Origin of the sequence: Pseudomonas sp. B19(2017), assembly GCF_002113165.1 — a bacterium.
Lineage (GTDB): Bacteria > Pseudomonadota > Gammaproteobacteria > Pseudomonadales > Pseudomonadaceae > Aquipseudomonas.
In genome coordinates this window covers 388964-410998 of the sequence record NZ_NEJR01000003.1, presented here as the reverse complement: position 1 = coordinate 410998, position 22035 = coordinate 388964, and the positions used below count along the sequence as shown (strand labels likewise).

General features: G+C 64.7%; 20 protein-coding genes. All 20 read left to right on the top strand.

The window, feature by feature from the left end; translation table 11 throughout:
• The first annotated feature begins 762 nt into the window (after positions 1-762).
• The 20 genes from CAF70_RS07605 to CAF70_RS07510 all read left to right on the top strand — a co-directional run bounded on the left by CAF70_RS07605 (position 763) and on the right by CAF70_RS07510 (position 21933).
• Positions 763-1728 (top strand): amino acid ABC transporter permease, encoded by a 966-nt coding sequence (locus CAF70_RS07605; RefSeq protein WP_085627110.1) that lies wholly within the window; start codon positions 763-765, stop codon positions 1726-1728.
• Positions 1729-1743: 15 nt separating this feature from the next.
• Positions 1744-2508, top strand: a complete 765-nt coding sequence (locus CAF70_RS07600; RefSeq protein ID WP_085627108.1) for an amino acid ABC transporter ATP-binding protein — start codon at positions 1744-1746, stop codon at positions 2506-2508.
• Between the two features lie 61 nt (positions 2509-2569).
• Positions 2570-3409, top strand: a complete 840-nt coding sequence (locus CAF70_RS07595) for a transporter substrate-binding domain-containing protein (protein WP_085627106.1) — start codon at positions 2570-2572, stop codon at positions 3407-3409.
• 97 nt (positions 3410-3506) lie between these two features.
• Entirely contained in the window at positions 3507-4802 is a 1296-nt protein-coding gene (locus tag CAF70_RS07590) for an FAD-binding oxidoreductase (RefSeq protein WP_085627105.1), read from the top strand.
• 20 nt (positions 4803-4822) lie between these two features.
• Complete coding sequence (locus CAF70_RS07585) at positions 4823-5293, top strand: Lrp/AsnC family transcriptional regulator (RefSeq protein WP_085627103.1); 471 nt, start codon at positions 4823-4825, stop codon at positions 5291-5293.
• Positions 5294-5532: 239 nt separating this feature from the next.
• Positions 5533-6717, top strand: a complete 1185-nt coding sequence (locus CAF70_RS07580) for an MFS transporter (protein ID WP_085627101.1) — start codon at positions 5533-5535, stop codon at positions 6715-6717.
• 97 nt (positions 6718-6814) lie between these two features.
• The gene (locus CAF70_RS07575; RefSeq protein WP_085627099.1) at positions 6815-7780 is read left to right on the top strand and encodes an endonuclease; all 966 of its coding nucleotides are present in this window, start codon (positions 6815-6817) and stop codon (positions 7778-7780) included.
• Positions 7781-7940: 160 nt separating this feature from the next.
• Positions 7941-8249 carry a hypothetical protein gene (locus tag CAF70_RS07570; protein ID WP_085627097.1) on the top strand — a complete coding sequence of 103 codons (309 nt, stop codon included), beginning with the start codon at positions 7941-7943 and terminating at the stop codon, positions 8247-8249.
• 48 nt (positions 8250-8297) lie between these two features.
• Positions 8298-8849 (top strand): YbhB/YbcL family Raf kinase inhibitor-like protein, encoded by a 552-nt coding sequence (locus CAF70_RS07565; protein WP_085627096.1) that lies wholly within the window; start codon positions 8298-8300, stop codon positions 8847-8849.
• A gap of 555 nt (positions 8850-9404) precedes the next feature.
• On the top strand, positions 9405-10460 hold the full coding sequence (locus tag CAF70_RS07560) for a 3-deoxy-7-phosphoheptulonate synthase (RefSeq protein WP_085627094.1): 1056 nt from the start codon (positions 9405-9407) through the stop codon (positions 10458-10460).
• 79 nt (positions 10461-10539) lie between these two features.
• Positions 10540-10821, top strand: a complete 282-nt coding sequence (locus CAF70_RS07555; RefSeq protein WP_039602126.1) for a peptidylprolyl isomerase — start codon at positions 10540-10542, stop codon at positions 10819-10821.
• 15 nt (positions 10822-10836) lie between these two features.
• Positions 10837-12762, top strand: a complete 1926-nt coding sequence (locus CAF70_RS07550) for an extracellular solute-binding protein (protein ID WP_371915943.1) — start codon at positions 10837-10839, stop codon at positions 12760-12762.
• On the top strand, positions 12759-13817 hold the full coding sequence (locus tag CAF70_RS07545) for a microcin C ABC transporter permease YejB (RefSeq protein WP_085627090.1): 1059 nt from the start codon (positions 12759-12761) through the stop codon (positions 13815-13817). The genes CAF70_RS07550 and CAF70_RS07545 overlap by 4 nt, the downstream gene beginning before the upstream one ends.
• Positions 13817-14833: an ABC transporter permease gene (locus CAF70_RS07540; RefSeq protein ID WP_085627088.1), complete on the top strand. Its 1017-nt coding sequence runs from the start codon at positions 13817-13819 to the stop codon at positions 14831-14833. Before CAF70_RS07545 ends, CAF70_RS07540 begins: the two co-directional genes overlap by 1 nt.
• Positions 14834-14968: 135 nt before the next feature.
• Positions 14969-16369 (top strand): sigma-54-dependent Fis family transcriptional regulator, encoded by a 1401-nt coding sequence (locus CAF70_RS07535; RefSeq protein WP_085627086.1) that lies wholly within the window; start codon positions 14969-14971, stop codon positions 16367-16369.
• Positions 16370-16647: 278 nt separating this feature from the next.
• Entirely contained in the window at positions 16648-18039 is a 1392-nt protein-coding gene (locus CAF70_RS07530) for a GntP family permease (RefSeq protein ID WP_085627084.1), read from the top strand.
• A gap of 10 nt (positions 18040-18049) precedes the next feature.
• A complete protein-coding gene (gene hbdH, locus CAF70_RS07525; RefSeq protein WP_085627082.1) occupies positions 18050-18820 on the top strand; it encodes a 3-hydroxybutyrate dehydrogenase in 771 nt (256 codons plus the stop codon).
• Between the two features lie 55 nt (positions 18821-18875).
• Positions 18876-19355, top strand: a complete 480-nt coding sequence (eco, locus tag CAF70_RS07520) for a serine protease inhibitor ecotin (RefSeq protein WP_085627080.1) — start codon at positions 18876-18878, stop codon at positions 19353-19355.
• Between the two features lie 148 nt (positions 19356-19503).
• Positions 19504-21453: an acetoacetate--CoA ligase gene (locus tag CAF70_RS07515; protein WP_085627078.1), complete on the top strand. Its 1950-nt coding sequence runs from the start codon at positions 19504-19506 to the stop codon at positions 21451-21453.
• Between the two features lie 204 nt (positions 21454-21657).
• Entirely contained in the window at positions 21658-21933 is a 276-nt protein-coding gene (locus CAF70_RS07510; RefSeq protein ID WP_016715601.1) for a peptidylprolyl isomerase, read from the top strand.
• Positions 21934-22035: the final 102 nt, after the last annotated feature.

Below are 22035 nucleotides of genomic sequence, written 5' to 3'. Positions count from 1 at the left end.
GCAGCCGGTGCCATCCACCGCGTCGCCTGCTTCGCGGGCATGCCCGCTCCCACAGGGTCCGTACCAGCTGAAGGATTGCGCCATACCTGTGGGAGCGGGTTCACCCGCGAACACCGGCGCAGCCGGTGCCATCCACCGCGTCGCCTGCTTCGCGGGCATGCCCGCTCCCACAGCGTCCGTACCAGCTGAAGGAATGCACCATATCTGTGGGAGCGGGCACGCCCGCGAACACCGGCGCAGCCGGTGCCATCCACCGCGTCGCCTGCTTCGCGGGCATGCCCGCTCCCACAGGGTCCGTACCAGCTGAAGGATTGCGCCATACCTGTGGGAGCGGGCGCGCCCGCGAACACCGGCGCAGCCGGTGCCATCCACCGCGTCGCCTGCTTCGCGGGCATGCCCGCTCCCACAGGGTCCCAGCCAGCTGAGGAATGTGCTGTACCTGTGGGAGCGGCTTTAGCCGCGAACACCGGCGCAGCCGGTGCCATCCACCGCGTCGTCTGCTTCGCGGGCATGCCCGCTCCCACAGGGTCCCAGCCAGCTGAGGAATGTGCTGTACCTTGGGAGCGGCTTCAGCCGCGAATACCGGCGCTGCCGGTGGCTAACGATTTGACGGGGCTTGCAGCAGATGTCGGGCATCGCACTCCTCAAATGCCAGCAAAAACCTGTAAAACGTTGCAATCCGTCAGGTTCTTGCCTGCACTTCGCCTCCCTACAATGGCCTCACAACAACAAACGAGCCCAGCTCCGTGAGGCACGACCCCCATGTACAGAGACCACATCGTCAAACCGCGTGCGACCGACAACCCGGCGTTCATGGCCCTGGCCACCGCCGTCATCTTTGCACTCGCCCTGTTCTACGGCGTCGGCGACGGTAGCCTGGCCCGCCTGATGGGCCCGGTCGTGCTCGACTTGCAGGCGCCGCTGCTGCGCAACATGGCCGTAGCGGGCACCCTGGCCGTGACCCTGGTGCTTAACCTGTTCATCCTCGGCCGCTTTCCACTGCGGGCCCAGGTAATCACCGTCTGGGCTGAACTGTTGCTACTGTTCCTGCTTTTCTTCGACACCTTCGACCTTTCCTACAGCTTCATTGCCAGCAAAGTCGGCTTCATGATCACCCAAGGGGTGTTCACCACCGTCTACGTGTCCACGATCTCGATTGCCATCGCCTTCATCCTGGCCCTGCTGGGTGCGACCGCACGGCTGTCGTCCAACGGCTTTGCCATCGCCATCGCCAGTTTCTACACCTCGTTCTTCCGCGGTGTACCGCTGCTGATCCAGATCTACCTGATCTACCTCGGCATCCCCCAACTCGGCTACGTGGTCGGTGCAGTGCCGGCAGGCATCCTGGCCCTGTCGCTGTGCTACGGCGCCTACATGACGGAAATCTTCCGCGCTGGCATCAGCAGCATCCCCCGCGGGCAATGGGAAGCCTCGAGGGCGATAGGCCTGACCCCCTTCCAGGCCATGACCCGGGTGATCCTGCCGCAGTCAATGCGCCTGATCATCCCGCCCACCGGCAACCAGTTCATCTCCATGCTCAAGGACAGCTCGCTGGTATCGGTGATTGGCGTGTGGGAGCTGATGTTCCTGGCCCGCACCCAGGGCCGCGCCGAGTTCCGCCACCTGGAAATGCTGATTACCGCCGCCGTTCTGTACTGGGTGCTGTCGATCCTGCTCGAAGCCGTGCAGTCGCGCCTGGAAAAACGTTTCGACCGCGCCCACCGCTGATCGAGGAGCATCATGATGAATCAAGTAGTCCCCGCCACCGCTGTCCAGGCCGGCGTGTCCATACGCGGCCTGCAGAAATGGTACGGCGAGTTCCACGTGCTCAAGGGTATCGACCTGGAAATCGCCAGCGGCGAGATCGTGGTGGTCTGCGGCCCGTCCGGCTCGGGCAAGTCCACACTGATTCGCTGCCTGAACCTGCTGGAGGACTTCCAGAAAGGCCAGGTACTGATTGCCGGTAACCCGCTGAACCGGGATGCCGCCAGCGTGTCCGCCATTCGCCGCCAGGTCGGCATGGTGTTCCAGCAGTTCAATCTGTTCCCGCACCTGACCGTGCTGGAAAACCTGATGCTCGGGCCGCGCCTGGTCAGCAAACTCAGCGAGCCCCAGGCCCGCGCCCTGGCCCTGGAGCACCTGGAGCGGGTGCGCATCGCCAGCCAGGCCGACAAGTTCCCCGGCCAGCTTTCCGGCGGCCAGCAACAGCGGGTGGCCATTGCCCGCGCGCTGTGCATGAGGCCGCGGATCATGCTGTTCGACGAGCCCACCTCGGCGCTGGACCCGGAAATGGTCAAGGAAGTGCTCGATGTGATGGGCGAGCTGGCTCAGGATGGCATCACCATGCTCTGTGTCACCCACGAAATGGGCTTCGCCCGCAGGGTCGCCGACCGCATCATCTTCATGGACCAGGGCCAGGTCATCGAACAGGCCCGGCCCGACACGTTTTTCGACAACCCGCGCCACCCGCGCGCCAGGGAGTTTCTCTCGCAGATCCTCAGCCACTGAGGCCTGTGTCTACCGCTGTGCCAATACCACAACAACAATCGCATACCCGGAGACTTACCGAATGAACCCACTTGCACGCTCGTTCGCACTCACTGCCCTCGCCGCCAGCATGGCCCTGATGGGCGGCACCGCCTGGGCCGGTGCCACCCTGGACCGCATCCACCAGAGCAAGGTCATGAAAGTGGCCACCGCCGCCAACTGGCCACCGCAGTCGTTCCTCGGCGAGGACAACACACTCAAGGGCTTCGACATCGATGTCGCCAACGAAATCGGCAAGCGCATCGGCACCAAGGTGGCGTTCGTCACCCCCGAGTACGGCATCATCACCGCCGGGCGCTGGGCCAGCCGCTGGGACCTGTCGGTCGGCTCGATGACACCGACCCGCGAGCGTGGCCGCGTGCTCGACTTCCCGGCCATCTACTACTACACCCCCTACATGTTCGCCGTGCACAAGGACGCCGCCGGCGCCAGCGCCGATGACCTCAATGGCAAGACCATCGGCGTCGAGGCCGGTACGACCTCCGAGGACTACATCAACCGCCGGCTGAAGATCGACGCGGCGGATGTGCCTGCGTTCAGCTACACCGTGGAACCGGGCGATGTGCAGACCTACGGCGACAGCATGGGCCCCCTGGATGACCTGCGCATCGGTAACGGCACCCGCCTGGATGCCGCGCTGTCGCCGCTGCCGACCATCATGGGGGCGATAAAGGCCGGTTACCCGATTGCCCCGATACAAGGCAAGCCCGCCTATTACGAGCCGCTGGCCATCGCCACCGACAAGGGCGACGACGCCTTCAACGCCGAGCTGGCCAAGGCCGTCGACAGCATGAAGGCCGACGGCACGCTGAAGCAGCTGTCCGAGAAGTGGTACGGCGCCGACCTCACCCAAGTGCAGTAACCCCATGACCCGCAGACCAGCGCCCTTCAGCTGAAGGGCGTGCGGCCCCCGCGTGCCCGTAAAACATACACCGCCCAGTAAAAGGATGCCCCAGCCGATGTCCAGCTACAGCAACAACTATTACACCGGGACCATGCGCCCAGCCCCGCAGCGTCCGGCCCTGGCCGGTGAAACCCGCGCCGATGTGTGCATCATCGGCGGCGGCCTGGCGGGCCTGAGCATGGCCCGGGAACTGCTGGCGCGCGGGCGCTCGGTGGTCTTGCTGGAAGCCGCGCGAGTGGCCTGGGGCGCCTCCGGGCGCAATGGCGGCTTCGTGCTGCAGGGCTGGTCCGAAGGGCTGTCGGCGATCGAGCGACGCTGCGGCAAGCAGACAGCAGCGCAGTTGTTCCGGCTGTCACTCGAGGGCGTAGAAATCGTCCGCGATACCATCGCCCGCCACCAATTGCCAGGCTGTGCCGCGACCACCGGCAAACTCAGCGTGGTGCGCTACGACGACGCCGACAACCTGCAGCGCACCCGAGACCGCATGGCCCGTGATTTCGGTTTCGAGATGGAATACCTGGACACCCCGGCGCTGCGCAGCCGCCTGAACAGCGACCGCTATTTCCAGGGACTGCGCGACAGCCATGGTTTCCACTTCCACCCGCTGAACTACTGCCTGGGCCTGGCCGAGCTGGTCGAACTGGCCGGTGGCCGCATTCACGAGCAGTCGCCAATGCTGCGAGTAACACCCAAGGCCGGGCACCACCGCGTGACCACGGCCCACGGCGCAGTGACCTGTGCGGACGTGGTGTACTGCTGCGGTGGCTATGGCGGCGCCGAGTTTGGCCGGCTGCGCCGGGCGTTCCTGCCAATCGCCACCTACGTGGTGCTCACCGAACACCTGGGTGAACGCCTGGGTGACGTGGTACGTACCACGGATGCCGTCGGCGACAACCGCCGCGCCTCGGACTACTACCGCATCGTCGAAGGCGACCGCCTGTTGTGGGGTGGCCATATCACCACCCGCAACCTGCAGGACGAACAACGCCTGGGGCAGTTGCTGACCCGTGACATCCTCAGCGTGTACCCGCAGTTGCAGGGCCTGAAAGTCGCCAAGGCCTGGTCCGGGCTGATGGGCTACGCCCGCCACAAGATGCCGCACATCGGCCCCCTGGGCCCGGGAATGTGGGCCTGTACTTCATTTGGGGGCCATGGTATGAACACCGCACCCGTGGGCGCCAGGGTGGTCGCCGAGGCGCTGTGCGGCGAAACCGATCGTTACCGCCTGTTCGATGCCTACGGCCTGCAATGGAACGGAGGGCCGTTCGGACCTGCTGCTGCACAAGCGGTTTATGCCGGGCTGAAGCTCATGGACCGGTTCCAGGAAGCGCGCTCGCAGTACACCAACTAGAACGACAATCAGGAATCGCCATGGACGCCCTTCCCCCCGGCGCACTGTTCAAGCTTACCGAAAAGGACCGCCAACTGCTGGCGCTGCTGCAGGCCAATGCCCGCGAGCCCACCGCCTCGCTGGCACGCAAGCTGGGCGTGTCACGTTCGGCGGTGCAGGAGCGTATCAACCGCCTGGAAAACGCGGGCGTGATCACCGGTTACAGTGTGCGCATCGACCAGGACAAGCTGCAGCAGGTAATCAACTGCTTCACCATGACCTCGTGCAGCAACAAGAGCTACACCGACGTGATGACCACCTTGCGCAAGATGGAGTCGGTGCAGGCGGTGTATGCGGTGTCGGGCGAAATGGACTTCATCATCCACCTGACCACCCATACCTTGGGCGAACTGAATGCCGAACTGACCCGCATCAACATGATCAAGGGTGTGACGCAGACGGCGTCGCACATCGTCATGGAGACCAAGTTCAGCAAGAAGCTGACGTTGTAACCCCCCTCCCAGGCTTGTGCAGGGCCTTGTGGGAGCGGGCGTGTCGAGGCGTCGAACCGCCGCGAACACCGGCGCAGCCGGTGCCATCCTCCGCGCTGGATTCTTCGCGGGCATGCCCGCTCCCACAGGTGCTGTTCATGCCGCAGGTCCAGGAAGCCGGCCAGCTTCCTCGACGTCACCCTCTCGGATTGACTATGATCCCGCCTTGAACGTTTCAGCATGTTTCAACAAGGATCCAGATGTCAGTTCAGGAATTACCCCCTCTCCATGGCAAAAGTACCGTCGCCAAGATGGAAGCCGCCATGGCGCTGGGCAGTTTTGCCATTGGCACCGGCGAGTTCGCCATCATGGGCCTGATGCCCGATATCGCCAGCAACCTGCAATTGAGCGAGCCCCAGGTGGGCCATGCCATCAGCGCATACGCGCTGGGCGTAATGGTCGGCGCCCCGACACTGGCGATCATCGGTGCCCGGCTGTTGCGCAAGCACATGCTGCTGTTGCTGATGGCGCTGTATGCCCTTGGCAACCTGGCTACCGCCTTCGCTCCCTCGTTCGGTGGCCTGGTCGCCTTCCGCTTCATCAGCGGCCTGCCCCATGGCGCCTACTTCGGCATCGCGGCGGTGGTGGCGTCGAGCATGGTGGCCAAGGACCATCGGGCGGGGGCCGTGGCCCGGGTGATGATGGGGCTGACCCTGGCCATGTTGCTCGGCAACCCGGTCGCCACCTTGCTGGGCCAGTACTTTGGCTGGCGCTCGGCGTTCGTGCTGGTCGGCGTGATCGCCCTGTGCACCATCGCCCTGGTCTGGCGCTTCGTGCCCCAGCGCCACGATGAAGTGCGCAGCGACCCGCGCAAGGAACTGCAAGCTTTCACCCTGCCGCAAGTGTGGATAGCGCTGGGAATCGCCTCGATCGGCTTTGCCGGCATGTTCTGTGTGTTCAGCTACCTGGCGCCGACCATGTTGCAGGTGACCCAGGTGTCGCCGCAGTGGATTCCGTTCGGCCTGGCGGCGTTCGGCGTCGGTGGCATTGTCGGCAACATCGCCGGTGGCAAGCTGTTCGACCGCCTGCAGTTCCGCGCCGTCGGGCTGGTGCTGGTGTGGTCGATTGCAGTGCTGCTGTTCTTCAGTTTTGCCGCACAGGCGCTGTGGAGCCTGCTGCTGGGCATTGGCCTGGTCGGCACCATGATCGCCCTGGCGGCGCCGTTACAAATCCGCCTGATGGACATTGCCCATGAAGCGCCAAGCCTGGCGGCGGCGTCCAACCATGCGGCGTTCAACCTGGCCAATGCGCTGGGGCCGTGGCTGGGTGGCATGGCGATTTCCGCTGGCATGGGCTGGACCAGCACCGGCTACATCGGCGCAGCGACGGCGCTGGTCGGGCTGGGGATCTACCTGGTGGCACGGCGAATGAAGGGCGGGCACTGAGGTCAAGGCCTGACAGATAGCGTGACGGGGCTGCCATGCTGGTCAGCCCGGAGGAAATGATTACAATGCCCGCCCCAACCTGAAATATGTTTTTCCCATGAAATCACTGCTTTACGCCGTATCGTTACTGTTTTCCTTCACCCTCCCCGCGCTGGCCAGCCCGCCGGCGACCTTCACCGAGGCCAAGGTGATAGCCAAGCAGAAGGTGTACCTGGACCAGGCCAGCAGTGCCATGGGCGACCTGTACTGCGGCTGCAAGTGGACCTGGGTGGGCAAGTCTGGCGGGCGTATCGATGCCGCCTCGTGCGGCTACCAGACCCGCAAGCAGCAGAACCGCGCCGAACGCACCGAATGGGAGCACATCGTGCCGGCCTACACCTTCGGCAACCAGCGCCAGTGCTGGAAAAACGGTGGCCGCGAGCATTGCGTGGATGACGACCCGGTGTTCCGCGCCATGGAAGCCGACCTGTTCAACCTGTACCCGGCAGTGGGCGAGGTCAACGGCGACCGCAGCAATTTCAGCTACGGCATGGTTGCTGGCAATGCCGGGCAATACGGGCAGTGCACCACCAAGGTGGACTTCGTGCAGCGTGCTGCCGAACCACGTGACGAAGTGAAAGGCCTGGTCGCCCGCACCACCTTCTACATGTACGACCGTTACAAGCTGAACATGTCGCGCCAACAGCAGCAGTTGCTGATGGCCTGGGACAAACAGCACCCGGTGTCGGCCTGGGAAAAAGAGCGTGACCGGCGCATTGCCGCGATCATGGGGCATGCCAACCCCTTCGTGACCGGTGAACGCAAATGGACGGCCGGCTACACGCCAGTCGGCAGTGGCGTGGTGCAGGCGGTGCCGGCGAAGGCCGCCAAGCCTGAGGCCAAGCCGAGCCTGGCCAGTGCCGGGTCTGTGGGGGCGGTGCTTGGCAACCGCAACAGCCACGTCTATCACCTTTCCGTCGGCTGCCCGGGCTATACCCAGGTTACCGTGAAGAACCAGGTCACCTTCGCCACCGAGGGTGAGGCGCAGGCAGCGGGTTATCGCAAGGCGGGCAACTGCCGCTGATCGCCTGCTTCAGGGGGCGCGCGCGCCCCCTTTTTGCGGCCTTGCATGCCGACCGGGCTGTGCTGCAGCCCGCAAAAAATGACCATCCGTCGCCCAGGCGGCACCCCGCTCCCCGCCCCCAGCCCAACGAATGACAGATCATCCGCAAAGGAGACGTTCCATGATCCGCATTCGCCCACTCTCACTCTGTCTTGCTCTGGCCATGGCCAGCGTTACTGGCACCAGCTTCGCCGCCACCGACACAGACACCGACAGCCGCCCGCAAACCGACCAGTACGGTGGCAAGACCTCCGGTGAAGGCAGCAGCGTCAATAGCCCAGGCAGCAGCAAGGCCAACGACAGCAGCGACACCGGCAGCAACAGCGATGCCGCCGACGGCGCCGCTGGCGGCTCCAACAGCACCGGCGAAGCCACCGGTTCTGGCGCCGGGCATTCGGGTGGCACCGCCGAGGACCAGGACAGCCATTGAGGCCAGCCTGGGCTACACTGCGGCACAACGCCCTGCCAAGGATTCGCCATGAACCTCAAACCCTGGCTGCTCGCCGCCCTGCTGCCGTGCGGCGCCTTGGCCGTCGCCGGTGGCCAGGGCGCGCTGTCGATCAGCTCATCGTCGTTTACCGATGGCGGCGTGATCGCCTTGCAACAGGTTGGCGCGGATCCGGCCTGCGGTGCCGGTGAAGAGCGCACTCCGCAAGTGAGCTGGGACAACCTCCCCGCAGGCACCCAGTCATTGGCGTTGATCATGTTCGACCCGGACGGCGGCAAAGGTATTGGCGTGGTCCACTGGCTCGCCTACAACATCGACCCGGCTCAGGATGGGTTGAAGAAAGGCGTCGCCGGGCTGACCGGGCAAGGCGTGACGGTGGGGCGCAACTCGCGGGGCACGCTCAGCTACCGAGGCCCCTGCCCACCCGCCGGCGACAACCCGCACCACTACGCACTGACGCTGATCGCCACCGACCTGCCATTGGGCACCCTGCCAGAGGGCCTGGACCGCAGCGGCCTGCTGCAACTGCTGCAAGGCCACGCGTTAGGCGCGCAAAGCCTGGTCGGGCGCTACGGCCATTGAACCTTCCAGTACAAAAAGCAATTGATCGTGCCCATAGCATTTATCCATTGAATGGCCCGGCGAAACTGAAGTAAGCTCGGGCTCAATCACTGGAGAGCAACATGCCAAAACACACCCGCAACCACGCCAACCACACCGGTCGCACCCTGCGCCCTGTGCTGGCCGTTGCCGGCTGCGTGGCACCTGCCAGCTATTACTTCGGGTATTGGTTTAGCCACTAGGCGCCGATACCCACACGGCGCCCACCTTCGAGGGGCCGCCGAACATGAGAATACTCAAACCCCCGGTCGGCTCCCCGACCGGGGGTTTTGCTTTTCAGGCCTTTGAACAACACCGATTCACATTGAGGACAGATTCATGAACTACGCCACTTATTACTACGCAAACACCTACGCCTGGCGATTTAGCCAATCCCGTTCGGGCCAGCCTGCCGCCTCCGTTCGGTCTTCCACAGGTGGCAATGCAGCAGCCAATACGAATTCAACGATCTGTCGAACACCTCGATAGGGCCGACCAAGCGGGCCAGAACCCGCTGTCCGCCCAGGGAAAAACGCCATGCAAGCTTCCAGCCTCGCCCTGACCCAGCCGCAAGCAGCCAACACCACCGTCAGCCAGCGCCTGCCCAGCCCGCACCTGCTCAAGCAGCAAATGCCGCTGTCCAGCGAACTTACCCAACAAGTCCATGCCCACCGCCAGGCCATCCGCGACATCCTCGAAGGCCGCGACCAGCGCCTGCTGGTGATCGTTGGGCCGTGCTCGATCCACGACCCGCGCTCGGCCCTGGAATACGCCGACCGCCTGGCCGCCCTCAGCCGCGAAGTCGACGACAAGCTGCTGCTGGTGATGCGCGCCTACGTCGAAAAACCCCGCACCACGGTCGGCTGGAAAGGCCTGGCCTACGACCCGCACCTCGATGGCAGCGACGATATGCACGCCGGCATCGCCCTGTCCCGCGGGCTGATGCTGAACATGATCGAGCGTGGCCTGCCGGTTGCCACCGAACTGCTGCAGCCCATGGCCGCCGGCTACTTCGATGACCTTTTGGCCTGGGCCGCGATTGGCGCGCGCACCACCGAATCGCAGATCCACCGCGAAATGGTCAGTGGCCTGGAGTTGCCGGTCGGCTTCAAGAATGGCACCGATGGCGGCATCGCCATCGCCAGCGACGCCATGCGCAGCGCCGCCCACCCGCACCGCCACTTCGGCATGGATGCGCAGGGCTACCCGGCCATCATCGAGACCTTGGGCAACCCGGACACCCACCTGGTGCTGCGCGGTGGCCACAAGGGCCCGAACTTTGACGCCGACAGCATCGCCATGGCCCGCCAGGCGCTGGCCAAGGCCGGGTTGCAGGCGCGGATCATGGTCGACTGCAGCCATGCCAACAGCGGCAAGGACCCGGCGCGCCAGCCGGCGGTATTCAACGATGTGCTGGAGCAGCGCCTGGCCGGCGACCGTTCGATCGTCGGCGTAATGGTCGAAGGGCACTTGTTCGACGGCTGCCAGGCGCTGGGCAAGGGCGCGCTGAAGTACGGCGTGTCGATCACCGACGGCTGCCTGGGCTGGGCCTCGACCGAAACCCTGTTGCGCGAGGCGGCACAAAAACTGTAGGCAGCGGCTTGCAAGCCTGGCGAGACATACCCCGGACAAGTGCGCTAGGCTTGCCTTTTTACCCCAAGGAGCAGTACCCATGGCCCGTGCAACCGCCCGCCACATCCTGGTCAGCAGCGAAGATAAATGCAACGAACTGAAAGCCCAGATCGAAGCAGGCGCCGACTTCGCTGAAATCGCCAAAGCCAACTCCACCTGCCCGTCCAGCCGCCAGGGCGGTGACCTGGGCTCGTTCGGCCCGGGCCAGATGGTCAAGGAGTTCGACACCGTGGTGTTCAGCGCCCCGATCAACACCGTGCAAGGCCCGGTGAAGACCCAGTTCGGCTACCACCTGCTGGAAGTGACCAGCCGCCAGGACTAAGTCACCTTTCAGGTGATGAGATCCCTTGTGGGAGCGGGCGTGCCCGCGAATAGGCCAGATCAGGCAACCCCATTGTCTGGTCTGACGCATTCGCGGGCACGCCCGCTCCCACAAGTACTTTGGGGGCTTGTGTTTGCGTGCATGAGCTTGATGGCCCACGCCGCCTCCACCCACGCCCTCACCGTCTACGGCGAAGCCCCCCGCTACACCACCACTTTCCAGCACTTCGACTACGTCAACCCCGACGCCCCCAAAGGCGGCATCCTGCGCCGCTCGGCCATCGAGATCGGCCAGTTCGACCATATCCTGCCCTACATCGACAAAGGCATCGGCGTCAGTGAAGTCGATGGCCTGCTGTACGCGCCGCTTGCCGTGCGCTCATTCGACGAACCCTACACCGTCTACGGCCTGATCGCCCGGCGCATGGAGCGCGGCCCGGAGGATGCCTGGCTGCGTTTCGAGATCGACCCGCGCGCCACTTTCGCCGATGGCAAGCCGGTGCGCGCCGAGGACGTACGCTTTACCTTCGAGCTGCTGATGAGCAAGGGCAGCCTCAAGTACCGCACCCAGTTCGCGGATGTTGCCGCTGTTATCGTGGAAAGCCCGCACAGCGTGCGCTTCGACTTCAAACCCGACCACGGCCGCACCCTGCCGCTGGACATCGCCAGCCTGCCGGTACTGCCCGAGCACGACTGGCAGCAGCGCGACTTCGCCAACGGCGCCGGCTTCGACAAGCCGGTCGGCAGCGGGCCGTACCGTATCGGGCACATCGACAACGGCCGCAGCATCACCTTCGAGCGCGACCCCAACTGGTGGGCGCGCGACCTGCCGGTCTGTCGTGGCCGCTACAATTTCGACAAGCTGCGCATCGAGTACTTCGGCGACACGGAAGTGGCGCGCCAGGTATTGAAGGGCGGCGGTTACGACTACAACCGCGAGTTCTCCGCCACTGCCTACACCCTGGGCTACGCCAGCGCGCAACTGGACGATGGCCGCCTGCAGCGCGCCCACCTGGGCCCGGCCAAACCGCAGGTAGCCCAGGGCTTCGTGTTCAACCTCGACCGGCCGCAGTTCAAGGACCGTCGCGTGCGCCAGGCGCTGGGCCTGCTGTGGGACTACGAGTGGAGCAACCGGCAGATGATGCGCAACATGTACATCCGCCAGCAGAGCGTATTCTCCAATACCCCGCTGGCCGCCCGCCAACTGCCGGATGCCGGCGAGTTGAAGCTGCTCGAACCGTTGCGCGGCCAGGTACCGGATGAAGTCTTCAGCACCGTGTTCACCGCTCCGGTCACCGATGGCTCGGGGATCATCCGTAAGCAACAGCTGCAGGCACTGGCGCTGCTCGAGCAAGCCGGCTGGCGCCCCGAGGGCGACCGCCTGGTGAACAGCCAGGGCACGCCGCTGGCGTTCACCTTCCTCAATGGCCAGGCAGGCATGGAACGCCTGCTGCTGCCGTGGAAGCGCAACCTGGCACAGATTGGCGTGACCCTGGACATCCGCAACGTCGACTCGGCCCAGTACGTCAATCGCCTGATGGCACGTGACTACGACATGATCGTCACCGGCTATCCGGTCACCCTGTCGCCCGGCGCCGAGCTGTACAACTACTTTGGTTCGGCCGCGGCCCATGACCCCGGGTCGAACAACCTGATGGTTTTGCAAGACCCGGCCGTGGACCGCCTGATCGACGGCCTGGTACGCGCCGACAGCCAGGCCGACATGCTGCACCACGCCCATGCCCTGGACCGGGTACTGCAATGGAGCTACTACTGGATCCCCAACTACTACCCGCCAGGCAGTTCCACCGTCTGGTGGAACCGCTTCGGCGTGCCCAAAGTCCAGGCGGCCTATGACGAAGGCCTGGACACCTGGTGGGAAGTCAGCCCTGCCGCGCTGAGCAACGCGCAAATGGCCGAACGCCGGAAATCCTCGCCATGACCGCCTATATCCTGCGCCGACTGCTGCTGATCATCCCGACCTTGCTGGCGATACTGCTGGTCAACTTCGCCATCGTCCAGGCCGCACCGGGTGGCCCGGTGGAGCAGGCGGTGGCACGCCTGCAAGGCATTGGCGGCGGCGCGCCCGGTGCCCGGGCCGAGGTGGTGCACGGCGAGTCACGGGCTACCCGTGGCCTGGACCCGAAACTGATCGAGGAGATCAAGCGCCAGTATGGCTTCGACAAGTCCGCCCCCGAGCGCCTGTGGTTGATGCTGGGCCAGTACGCCCGGCTGGATTTCGGCAACAGCTTCTTCCGTGGCGCCAAGGTCACCGACCTGATCCTCGACAAGTTGCCGGTAACCCTGTCGCTGGGCTTCTGGGCCACGCTGATCACCTACCTGGTGTCGATCCCGCTGGGCATCCGCAAGGCGGTGCGCCATGGCAGCCGCTTCGATGCCTGGAGCAGTGCATTGATCGTGGTCGGCTATGCCCTGCCTTCGTTCCTGTTCGCCCTGTTGCTGATCGTGCTGTTCGCCGGCGGCACCTCGCTCAACTGGTTCCCGGTGCGTGGCCTGGTATCGGACAACTTCGACGAGCTCAGCCTGTTGGGCAAGGTCGCCGACTACTTCTGGCACCTGGTGCTGCCGGTCGGTGCCCTGGTGATCGGCGGCTTCGCCACCCTGACACTGCTGACCAGGAACGCCTTCCTCGACGAGATTTCCCGGCAATACGTGGTTACCGCCCGCGCCAAGGGCCTGAGCGAGCATCGGGTGCTGTATGGCCACGTGCTGCGCAATGCCATGCTGCTGGTGGTGGCGGGGTTGCCGCAGGCGCTGATCACGGTGTTCTTTGCCGGCTCGTTGCTGATCGAGGTGATCTTCTCGCTCGATGGCCTGGGCCGCATGAGTTACGAAGCGGCCGTGTCGCGGGATTACCCGGTGGTATTCGGCACGCTGTTCATCTTCACCCTGGCGGGCCTGCTGATCCGCCTGATCGGTGACCTGTCGTATACCCTGCTCGACCCGCGTATCGACTTCGATGCGAGGGCACACTGATGCTTTCGCCGATCTCGCGTCGCCGCCTGCAACGCTTTCGCCGCAACCGCCTCGGCTGGGTTTCGCTGTGGCTGTTCGCAGCCCTCCTGCTGCTGAGCCTGTGTGCCGAACTGGTGGCCAACGACAAACCGCTGCTGCTGGGCTACAAGGGCGACCTGTACGTGCCGGCGCTCAAGCGCTACACCGAGCAGCAGTTCGGCGGCCAGCTGCCGTTCCAGCCAGACTACCGCAGCGCCTATGTACGCCAGCTGATCGAACAGCAAGGCGGCTGGATGCTGTTCGCACCCATCCCGTTCAGCGCCGATACCCCCAACTACGACCTGCAAGTACCCACCCCAAGCCCGCCAAGCGCCAGCAACTGGCTGGGTACCGACGACCAGGGCCGTGACGTGCTGGCCCGGGTGCTGTATGGCACGCGGGTATCCTTGCTGTTCGCCTTCGCCCTGACCGGGGTCAGCGTGCTGATCGGGGTGGCGGCCGGTGCCCTGCAAGGCTACCACGGGGGCTGGGTCGACCTGATCGGCCAGCGCCTGCTGGAGGTCTGGTCGGGATTGCCGGTGCTGTACCTGCTGATCATCCTCAGCGGCTTCGTCGAGCCGGACTTCTGGTGGCTGCTGGGGATCATGGCGCTGTTCTCCTGGCTGACCCTGGTCGACGTGGTGCGCGCGGAGTTTCTGCGCGGCCGCAACCTGGAGTACGTGAAGGCCGCCCGGGCGCTGGGCCTGCCAGACACCCAGGTGATGCTGCGACACATCCTGCCCAATGCGATGAACGCCACGCTGACCTATGTGCCGTTCATGCTGACCGGGGCGATCACTACCCTGACTGCGCTGGATTTTCTCGGTTTCGGCATGCCGGCTGGCAGTGCCTCCCTGGGGGAGTTGGTGACCCAGGGCAAGCAGCACCTTGAAGCACCCTGGCTGGGCTTTACTGCATTCTTTGCGCTGGCGGTGATCCTGTCGCTGCTGGTGTTTATCGGGGATGCCTTGCGCGAGGCGTTCGACCCCAGGGGATAGGTTTTCAGCTCTGGCCTCTTCGCGGGCTTGCCCGCTCCCACAGGCTCACCACCAATCTGGGGACTGTGGGGTACCTGTGAGAGCGGCAAGCCCGCGAAGAGGCCGGCACTGTTTTTAATGATTTGGAATTTACCCATGCACGACAGCGACAGCCTCAAGGACTACCCCCAGGTGCGGCAACTGGCGATCCGCTCGCTGTTCGAGATCATCGAGCAGTCCAGCGAAGGTACGGTGATTGTCGACCGCCAGGCGCGCATCGTCTGGATGAACGAGCGTTACGCCAGGCGCTTTGGCCTGGCCGACGCCGCCAGTGCCATCGGCCAACCCTGCGAAGCGGTGATCCCGGGCAGCCTGATGCGCGAGGTGGTGAGCAATGGCCGGCCGATCCTGCTGGACATGCTCGACACCCCGAACGAGCCGCTGGTAGTAATGCGCCTGCCCATCCACGACGACCAGGGCGCGCTGATCGGCGCCATCGGCTTTGCCCTGTTCGATGAGTTGCGCAGCCTGTCGCCGCTGCTTAAACGCTACTCCAGCATGCAGCAGGAGCTGGCCTCGACCCGCTCGCAACTGCGTGCCCGCCAGGCCAGGTACAGCTTCGCCCAGTTCGTCGGCAGCAGCACCGCCAGCCTGGAGGCCAAGCGCCGCGCCCGGCGTGGCGCGAGCAGTGATTCGCCGGTATTGCTGCTGGGCGAAACCGGCACCGGCAAGGAACTGCTGGCCCATGCCATCCATGCGACCTCGGCGCGGGCGCACAAGGCGTTTGTCAGCATCAACAGTGCGGCAATCCCCGAGACACTGCTGGAAGCCGAGTTCTTCGGCACCGCCCCCGGCGCCTTTACCGGGGCTGACCGCAAAGGCCGCAGCGGCAAGCTGCAACTGGCCGAAGGCGGCACGCTGTTCCTCGACGAGATCGGCGATATGCCGCTGGCCCTGCAGAGCAAGCTGCTGCGGGTGTTGCAGGAGAAGGAATACGAGCCGGTAGGCTCGAACCAGATGCTGCGCAGTGATGTGCGCATCATTGCCGCCACTTCCATCGACCTGCCGGCCGCCATCGCCCGCGGGGCATTCCGCGCCGACCTGTATTACCGGCTGAATGTGCTGCCGATCGAGGTGCCGCCACTGCGGCAACGGCTGGAGGACCTGCCGGCGCTGTGCGAGGCCATCCTCGGCGAACTGGGCAGCCAGTACGAGTTGGAGGCCGAAGCGCAGCAGTTACTGGCGCGGCATGCATGGCCGGGGAACATCCGCGAGCTGCGCAATGTGCTGGAGCGGGCCACGCTGCTGGCAGATCAGCCGCGGCTGGGGGTAGCGGATTTGCGCGCGGCATTGGGGCCGTTGAGCCCGGTGGCGGCTGCGCCAGTGCGGCAGAGCTACCGCGAAGCCTGCGCTGAGTTCGAGCGCAAGTTGATTGCCGGGGCATTGGCCGAGCATGAGGGAAATGTGCCGCAGGCCGCGCAGGCATTGGGATTGGGGCGATCGACCTTGTACAAGAAGATGGTGGCGCTGGGGCTTTCGTCTCCAATTGGAGACTGATGTTTCTGATTTGAGATTGCTGCGAGGACGTCGCCCTCGATCGCCGGCAAGCCAGCTCCCACAAGGTTATGCGCCGATTTCAGACTTATGGGTAATCCTGTGGGAGCTGGCTTGCCGGCGATGGGCTGCAAAGCAGCCCCCTGCAGTCTCAAAATGTAGACAACATTTTCAATAACAAGAAAATAAATCATAAAAATCAATTATTTAGCGTTTGGCACGATTCCCGCTATCTCCTGCTCGCCGATAAAAACAAGACTCACCCCAGGAGACCCACCCCGATGACCGTGCTCATCGCCCTTGCCGCGCTGGCCCTGCTGATGCTGGCTGCCTATCGCGGCTACAGCGTAATCCTTTTCGCCCCCATCGCCGCCCTCGGCGCCGTCCTGCTCACCGACCCGTCCGCCGTGGCCCCCGCATTCACCGGGGTGTTCATGGAGAAAATGGTCGGCTTCATCAAGCTCTACTTCCCGGTGTTCCTGCTGGGCGCCGTGTTCGGCAAGCTCATCGAGCTGTCCGGCTTCTCGCGCTCGATCGTTGCCGCCGCCATCCGTGTGCTCGGCACCCGCCAGGCGATGCTGGTGATCGTGCTGGTCTGCGCCCTGCTCACCTACGGCGGCGTGTCGCTGTTCGTGGTGGTTTTCGCGGTGTACCCGTTTGCCGCCGAAATGTTCCGCCAGAGCAACATCCCCAAGCGCCTGATCCCGGCAACCATTGCCTTGGGCGCGTTCTCGTTCACCATGGACGCCCTGCCCGGCACCCCGCAGATCCAGAACATCATCCCCAGCACCTTCTTCAACACCACCGCTTGGGCCGCACCCTGGCTGGGCCTGATCGGTACGCTGTTCGTGTTCTGCGCCGGCATGGCCTACCTGCAGCGCCAGCGCAACAAGGCCCAGCGCGCTGGTGAAGGCTACGGCAGCGACTTGCGCAACGAACCGGAAACCGCTGCCGACCTGGCCCTGCCCAACCCTTGGCTGGCTCTGTCGCCGCTGCTGCTGGTCGGGGTGATGAACCTGCTGTTCACCCACTGGATTCCGCAGTGGTACGGCCCCAGCCACAGCCTGCAATTGCCCGGCATGAGCGCGCCGGTGCAAAGCGATGTGGCCAAGCTCACAGCCATCTGGGCAGTGCAGGCGGCGTTGCTGGTGGGCATCCTGATGGTGCTGGTGTGTGCCTTCGGCGCCATCCGTGCCCGCCTGGCCGAAGGCACCAAGAGCGCCGTGGGCGGTGCCTTGCTGGCGGCCATGAACACCGCCTCGGAATACGGTTTTGGCGCGGTAATCGCCTCGCTGCCGGGCTTCCTGGTACTGGCCGACGCCCTGCGCGGCATCCCCAACCCGCTAGTCAACGAAGCCATCACCGTGACCTTGCTGGCCGGTATCACCGGCTCTGCCTCGGGCGGCATGAGCATCGCCCTGGCGGCCATGGGCGACAGCTTCATCGCCGCCGCCAATGCCGCCAACATCCCGCTCGAAGTGCTGCACCGGGTGGCCGCCATGGCCAGTGGTGGCATGGACACGCTGCCGCACAACGGTGCAGTCATCACCCTGCTGGCCGTGACCGGGCTGACCCACCGTGAGGCCTACAAGGACATTTTCGGTATTACCCTGATCAAGACCCTGGCGGTGTTCGTGGTCATCGCCACGTTCTACGCCACGGGCATCGTCTAAGGAGCTTTGCATGACCCTAAAAGGCAAGACCGCACTGGTCACCGGTTCCACCAGCGGCATCGGCCTGGGCATTGCCCAGGTGCTGGCCCGTGCAGGCGCCAACATCGTGCTCAACGGCTTTGGCGACCCGTCCCCGGCGCTGGCCGAGATCGCCCGGCACGGGGTGAAGGCAATCCATCACCCGGCCGACCTGTCGGACGTGGGCCAGATCGAAGCGCTGTTCGCCCTGGCCGCACGCGAGTTCGGCGGCGTCGACATCCTGGTCAACAACGCCGGTATCCAGCACGTGGCGCCGGTGGAGCAGTTTCCGCTGGAAAGCTGGGACAAGATCATCGCCCTAAACCTGTCGGCCGTGTTCCACGGTACGCGCCTGGCCCTGCCCGGCATGCGCACGCGCAACTGGGGGCGCATCATCAACATCGCCTCGGTGCATGGCCTGGTCGGCTCCACCGGCAAGGCGGCCTATGTGGCGGCCAAGCACGGCGTGGTCGGCCTGACCAAGGTGGTAGGCCTGGAAACCGCCACCAGCAACGTTACCTGCAATGCCATCTGCCCTGGCTGGGTGCTGACCCCGCTGGTGCAGAAGCAGATCGACGATCGTGCTGCCAACGGTGGCGATCCACTGCAAGCACAGCACGATCTGCTGGCAGAAAAACAGCCATCGCTGGCCTTCGTCACCCCCGAACACCTGGGTGAACTGGTACTATTCCTGTGCAGCGAGGCCGGTAGCCAGGTTCGCGGTGCCGCCTGGAACGTCGATGGTGGCTGGTTGGCCCAGTGACGGGCGGCCTGGGCCTGGCGGCGGTCTTGCATTCGTTTATCTGCAAGGAGGCCCTATGCGCCCAACCCCGATGACCGTGATCCTGGCCCTGACCCTGGCTGCCGCCGCACCCGCGATGGCAGCCAGCCTGAAGGACGTCGCGCCCTATCCCGAGGCGGAAAAAGGCTTTAACCGGCAGGTCATCCACCTGCCGGCCCAGGCTGACGAGTCGGCCTATCAACTGGAAATTCTCGCCGGCAAGACCCTGAAGGTAGACTGCAATCGCCAGCGCCTGGGCGGCAGCCTGGAGGAACGTACCCTGGAAGGCTGGGGCTATAGCTACTACCGCCTGGACAAGGTCAGCGGCCCGGCCAGCACACTGATGGCCTGCCCAGATGGCAAGAAGACCGAGGCCTTCGTGCCGGTGGTCGGTGAAGGTTTCATGCTGCGCTACAACAGCAAGCTGCCGGTGGTGGTGTATGTGCCCAAGGATGTCGAAGTGCGCTACCGCGTCTGGACCGCGTCGCAGGACGTGCAAAAGGCTAAAGTAGAGTAACGCGCAAGCCCCTGCTGCCAGGGGGCTTCTTCGCGGGCACGCCCGCTCCCACAGGCTATCACCAGGCTGGACATCTACGCTGTACCTTTGGGAGCGGGCAAGCCCGCGAAGAAGCCCTCGAATCCAAATGATCATCTGGAGGTTCGGCATGAACGATGTGCTCTGGCGCCCCTCCACGGCGCAGATCGAGGCCAGCCGGATGGATGCCTTCCGCCGCCGGGTCAACCTGCGCTACAACCTGCAACTCGGCGACTACCCTGCGCTGCACCGCTGGAGCATCGAACAGCGCCCTGCCTTCTGGCAAACCCTTGCCGACTATTTCCACGTTCACTGGCATACCCCGCCAAGCCAGGTGCTCAGCGAGGGGCCGCAGATGCCCGATGCCCAGTGGTTCGCCAACGCCACCCTCAACTTCGCCGAACACCTGCTGCGCCGCCGTGACGATCGCCCGGCCCTGGTCGCCGTGCGCGAAGACGGGCAACGCCAGCAGTTCACCCATGCCCAGCTGGCCGCCCAGGTAGCCGGCCTGCAAACAGCCTTCAAGGCCGCCGGCATCGTCCCCGGCGACCGGGTTGCCGCCATCATGCCCAATACCTGGCAGACGCTGGTGGCCATGCTGGCCTGCACCAGCCTCGGTGCGGTGTGGTCCAGCGCCTCGCCCGAGTTTGGCGTACACGGCATCATCGACCGTTTCGGCCAGATCGAACCCAAGCTGCTGATCGCCTGCGCCGGGTACCAGTACGCCGGCAAAGCCATCGACCAGGTGGACAAGGTCAACCAGGTGTGCGCGCAGCTGCCCGGGCTGGAACAGCTGATCGTGGTACCCCACACCCGCAGCGGAACGCGTGTCGACGAATTCCAGGCTGCGAATGTCAGCCTGTGGGACGAGTTCTATCAGCCTGGCGGCGAGCCCCGCTTCACCCCGCTGCCTTTCGATCACCCGCTGTACATCCTGTATTCCAGCGGCACCACCGGCGTGCCCAAGTGCATCGTCCACCGCGCTGGCGGCGTGTTGTTGCAGCACCTGAAGGAACACGGCCTGCACAACGACCTGAAGGCCGATGATGTGCTGTTCTACTACACCACCTGCGGCTGGATGATGTGGAACTGGCTGGCCAGCGGCCTGGCAGTGGGCGCCACGCTGGTGCTGTATGACGGCTCGCCCTTCCACCCCGGCCCCGAGCGGCTGCTGGACCTGATCGACGCCGAGGGCATCCAGGCCTTCGGTACCAGCGCCAAGTACCTGGCGGCGCTGGAGCAGGCGGGCCTGGAGCCCGCGGCAAGCCACCGCCTGACCAGCTTGCGCCTGCTGCTGTCTACCGGCTCGCCGTTGTCGCCACACAGCTACGACTATGTGTACCGCAAGATCAAGGCCGACCTGTGCCTGGCGTCGATGTCCGGCGGCACCGATATCGTCTCCTGTTTCGTGCTGGGCAACCCGACCCTGCCAGTGCGCCGTGGCGAAATCCAGTGCAAGGGCCTTGGCATGGCGGTGGAGGTATGGAACGAGCATGGCCAGCCGGTGCAGGGCGAAAAAGGCGAGCTGGTGTGCACACGCAACTTCCCGTCGATGCCGCTGGGGTTCTGGAAGGATACGGACGGCAGCCGATACCACGATGCCTACTTCAGCCAGTTCCCTGGGGTGTGGGCCCAGGGCGACTATGCCGAGCAGCGAGCCGACGGCGGGCTGGTGATTCATGGCCGCTCCGATGCCGTGCTCAACCCTGGCGGGGTGCGTATTGGCACCGCGGAGATCTACCGCCAGGTGGAAAAGGTCGAGCAGGTGCTGGAAAGCGTGGCCATCGGCCAGGACTGGCAAGGTGATGTGCGGGTGGTGCTGTTCGTTCGCCTGCGTGACGGCCTGCAGCTGGATGAGGCCCTGCGCCAGCACATCCGCCAGGTGATCCGCCAGTACACAACGCCCCGCCATGTACCGGCGGTGATCGCCCAGGTCGATGACATCCCGCGTACCATCAGCGGCAAGCTGGTGGAGTTGGCGATTCGCAACGTGGTGCATGGCTTGCCGGTGAAGAACACCGATGCCCTGGCCAACCCCGAGGCGCTGGAGCAATTTCGCAATCGCGAGGAACTGCGCTAGCCAGTGTGATTGCCCAGGTCTGCTGCGCAGCCCAATCGCCGGCAAGCCAGCTCCCACAGGTACAGCGCATAACTGAGCGTTGGCGCTGTCCTTGTGGGAGCTGGCTTGCCGGCGATTGGGCCGCCTGGCGGCCCCGATGGCCTCAACCTGACCGAGTCAGGCATAATGCGCCCCTTTTGCCCCCCCCGAAGCACAGGTAACCCCATGAAAGCCCAAGCCCGCCACATTCTGGTCAAGACCGCTGACGAAGCCGAAAAGCTCAAGCAGCGTATCGCCAATGGTGAGGCTTTCGACGTGCTCGCAAAAAAATTCTCCATCTGCCCTTCGGGCAAGCGCGGCGGCGACCTGGGTGAGATCCGCCCCGGGCAGATGGTCGGCGCCATTGACCAGGTGATCTTCAAGAAGCCGCTGCGCGTGGTACACGGGCCGATCAAGAGCAAGTTCGGCTACCACCTGGTGCAGACGTTCTACCGCGACTGACCCCCAGTATCCCTTGGCCACCTGACATTTTTGCCAGTTGTGGCCACGACGCACTCCTCTATACAACTCCGGTAACCCTGCGGGCCACGTGTGACGCGCAGG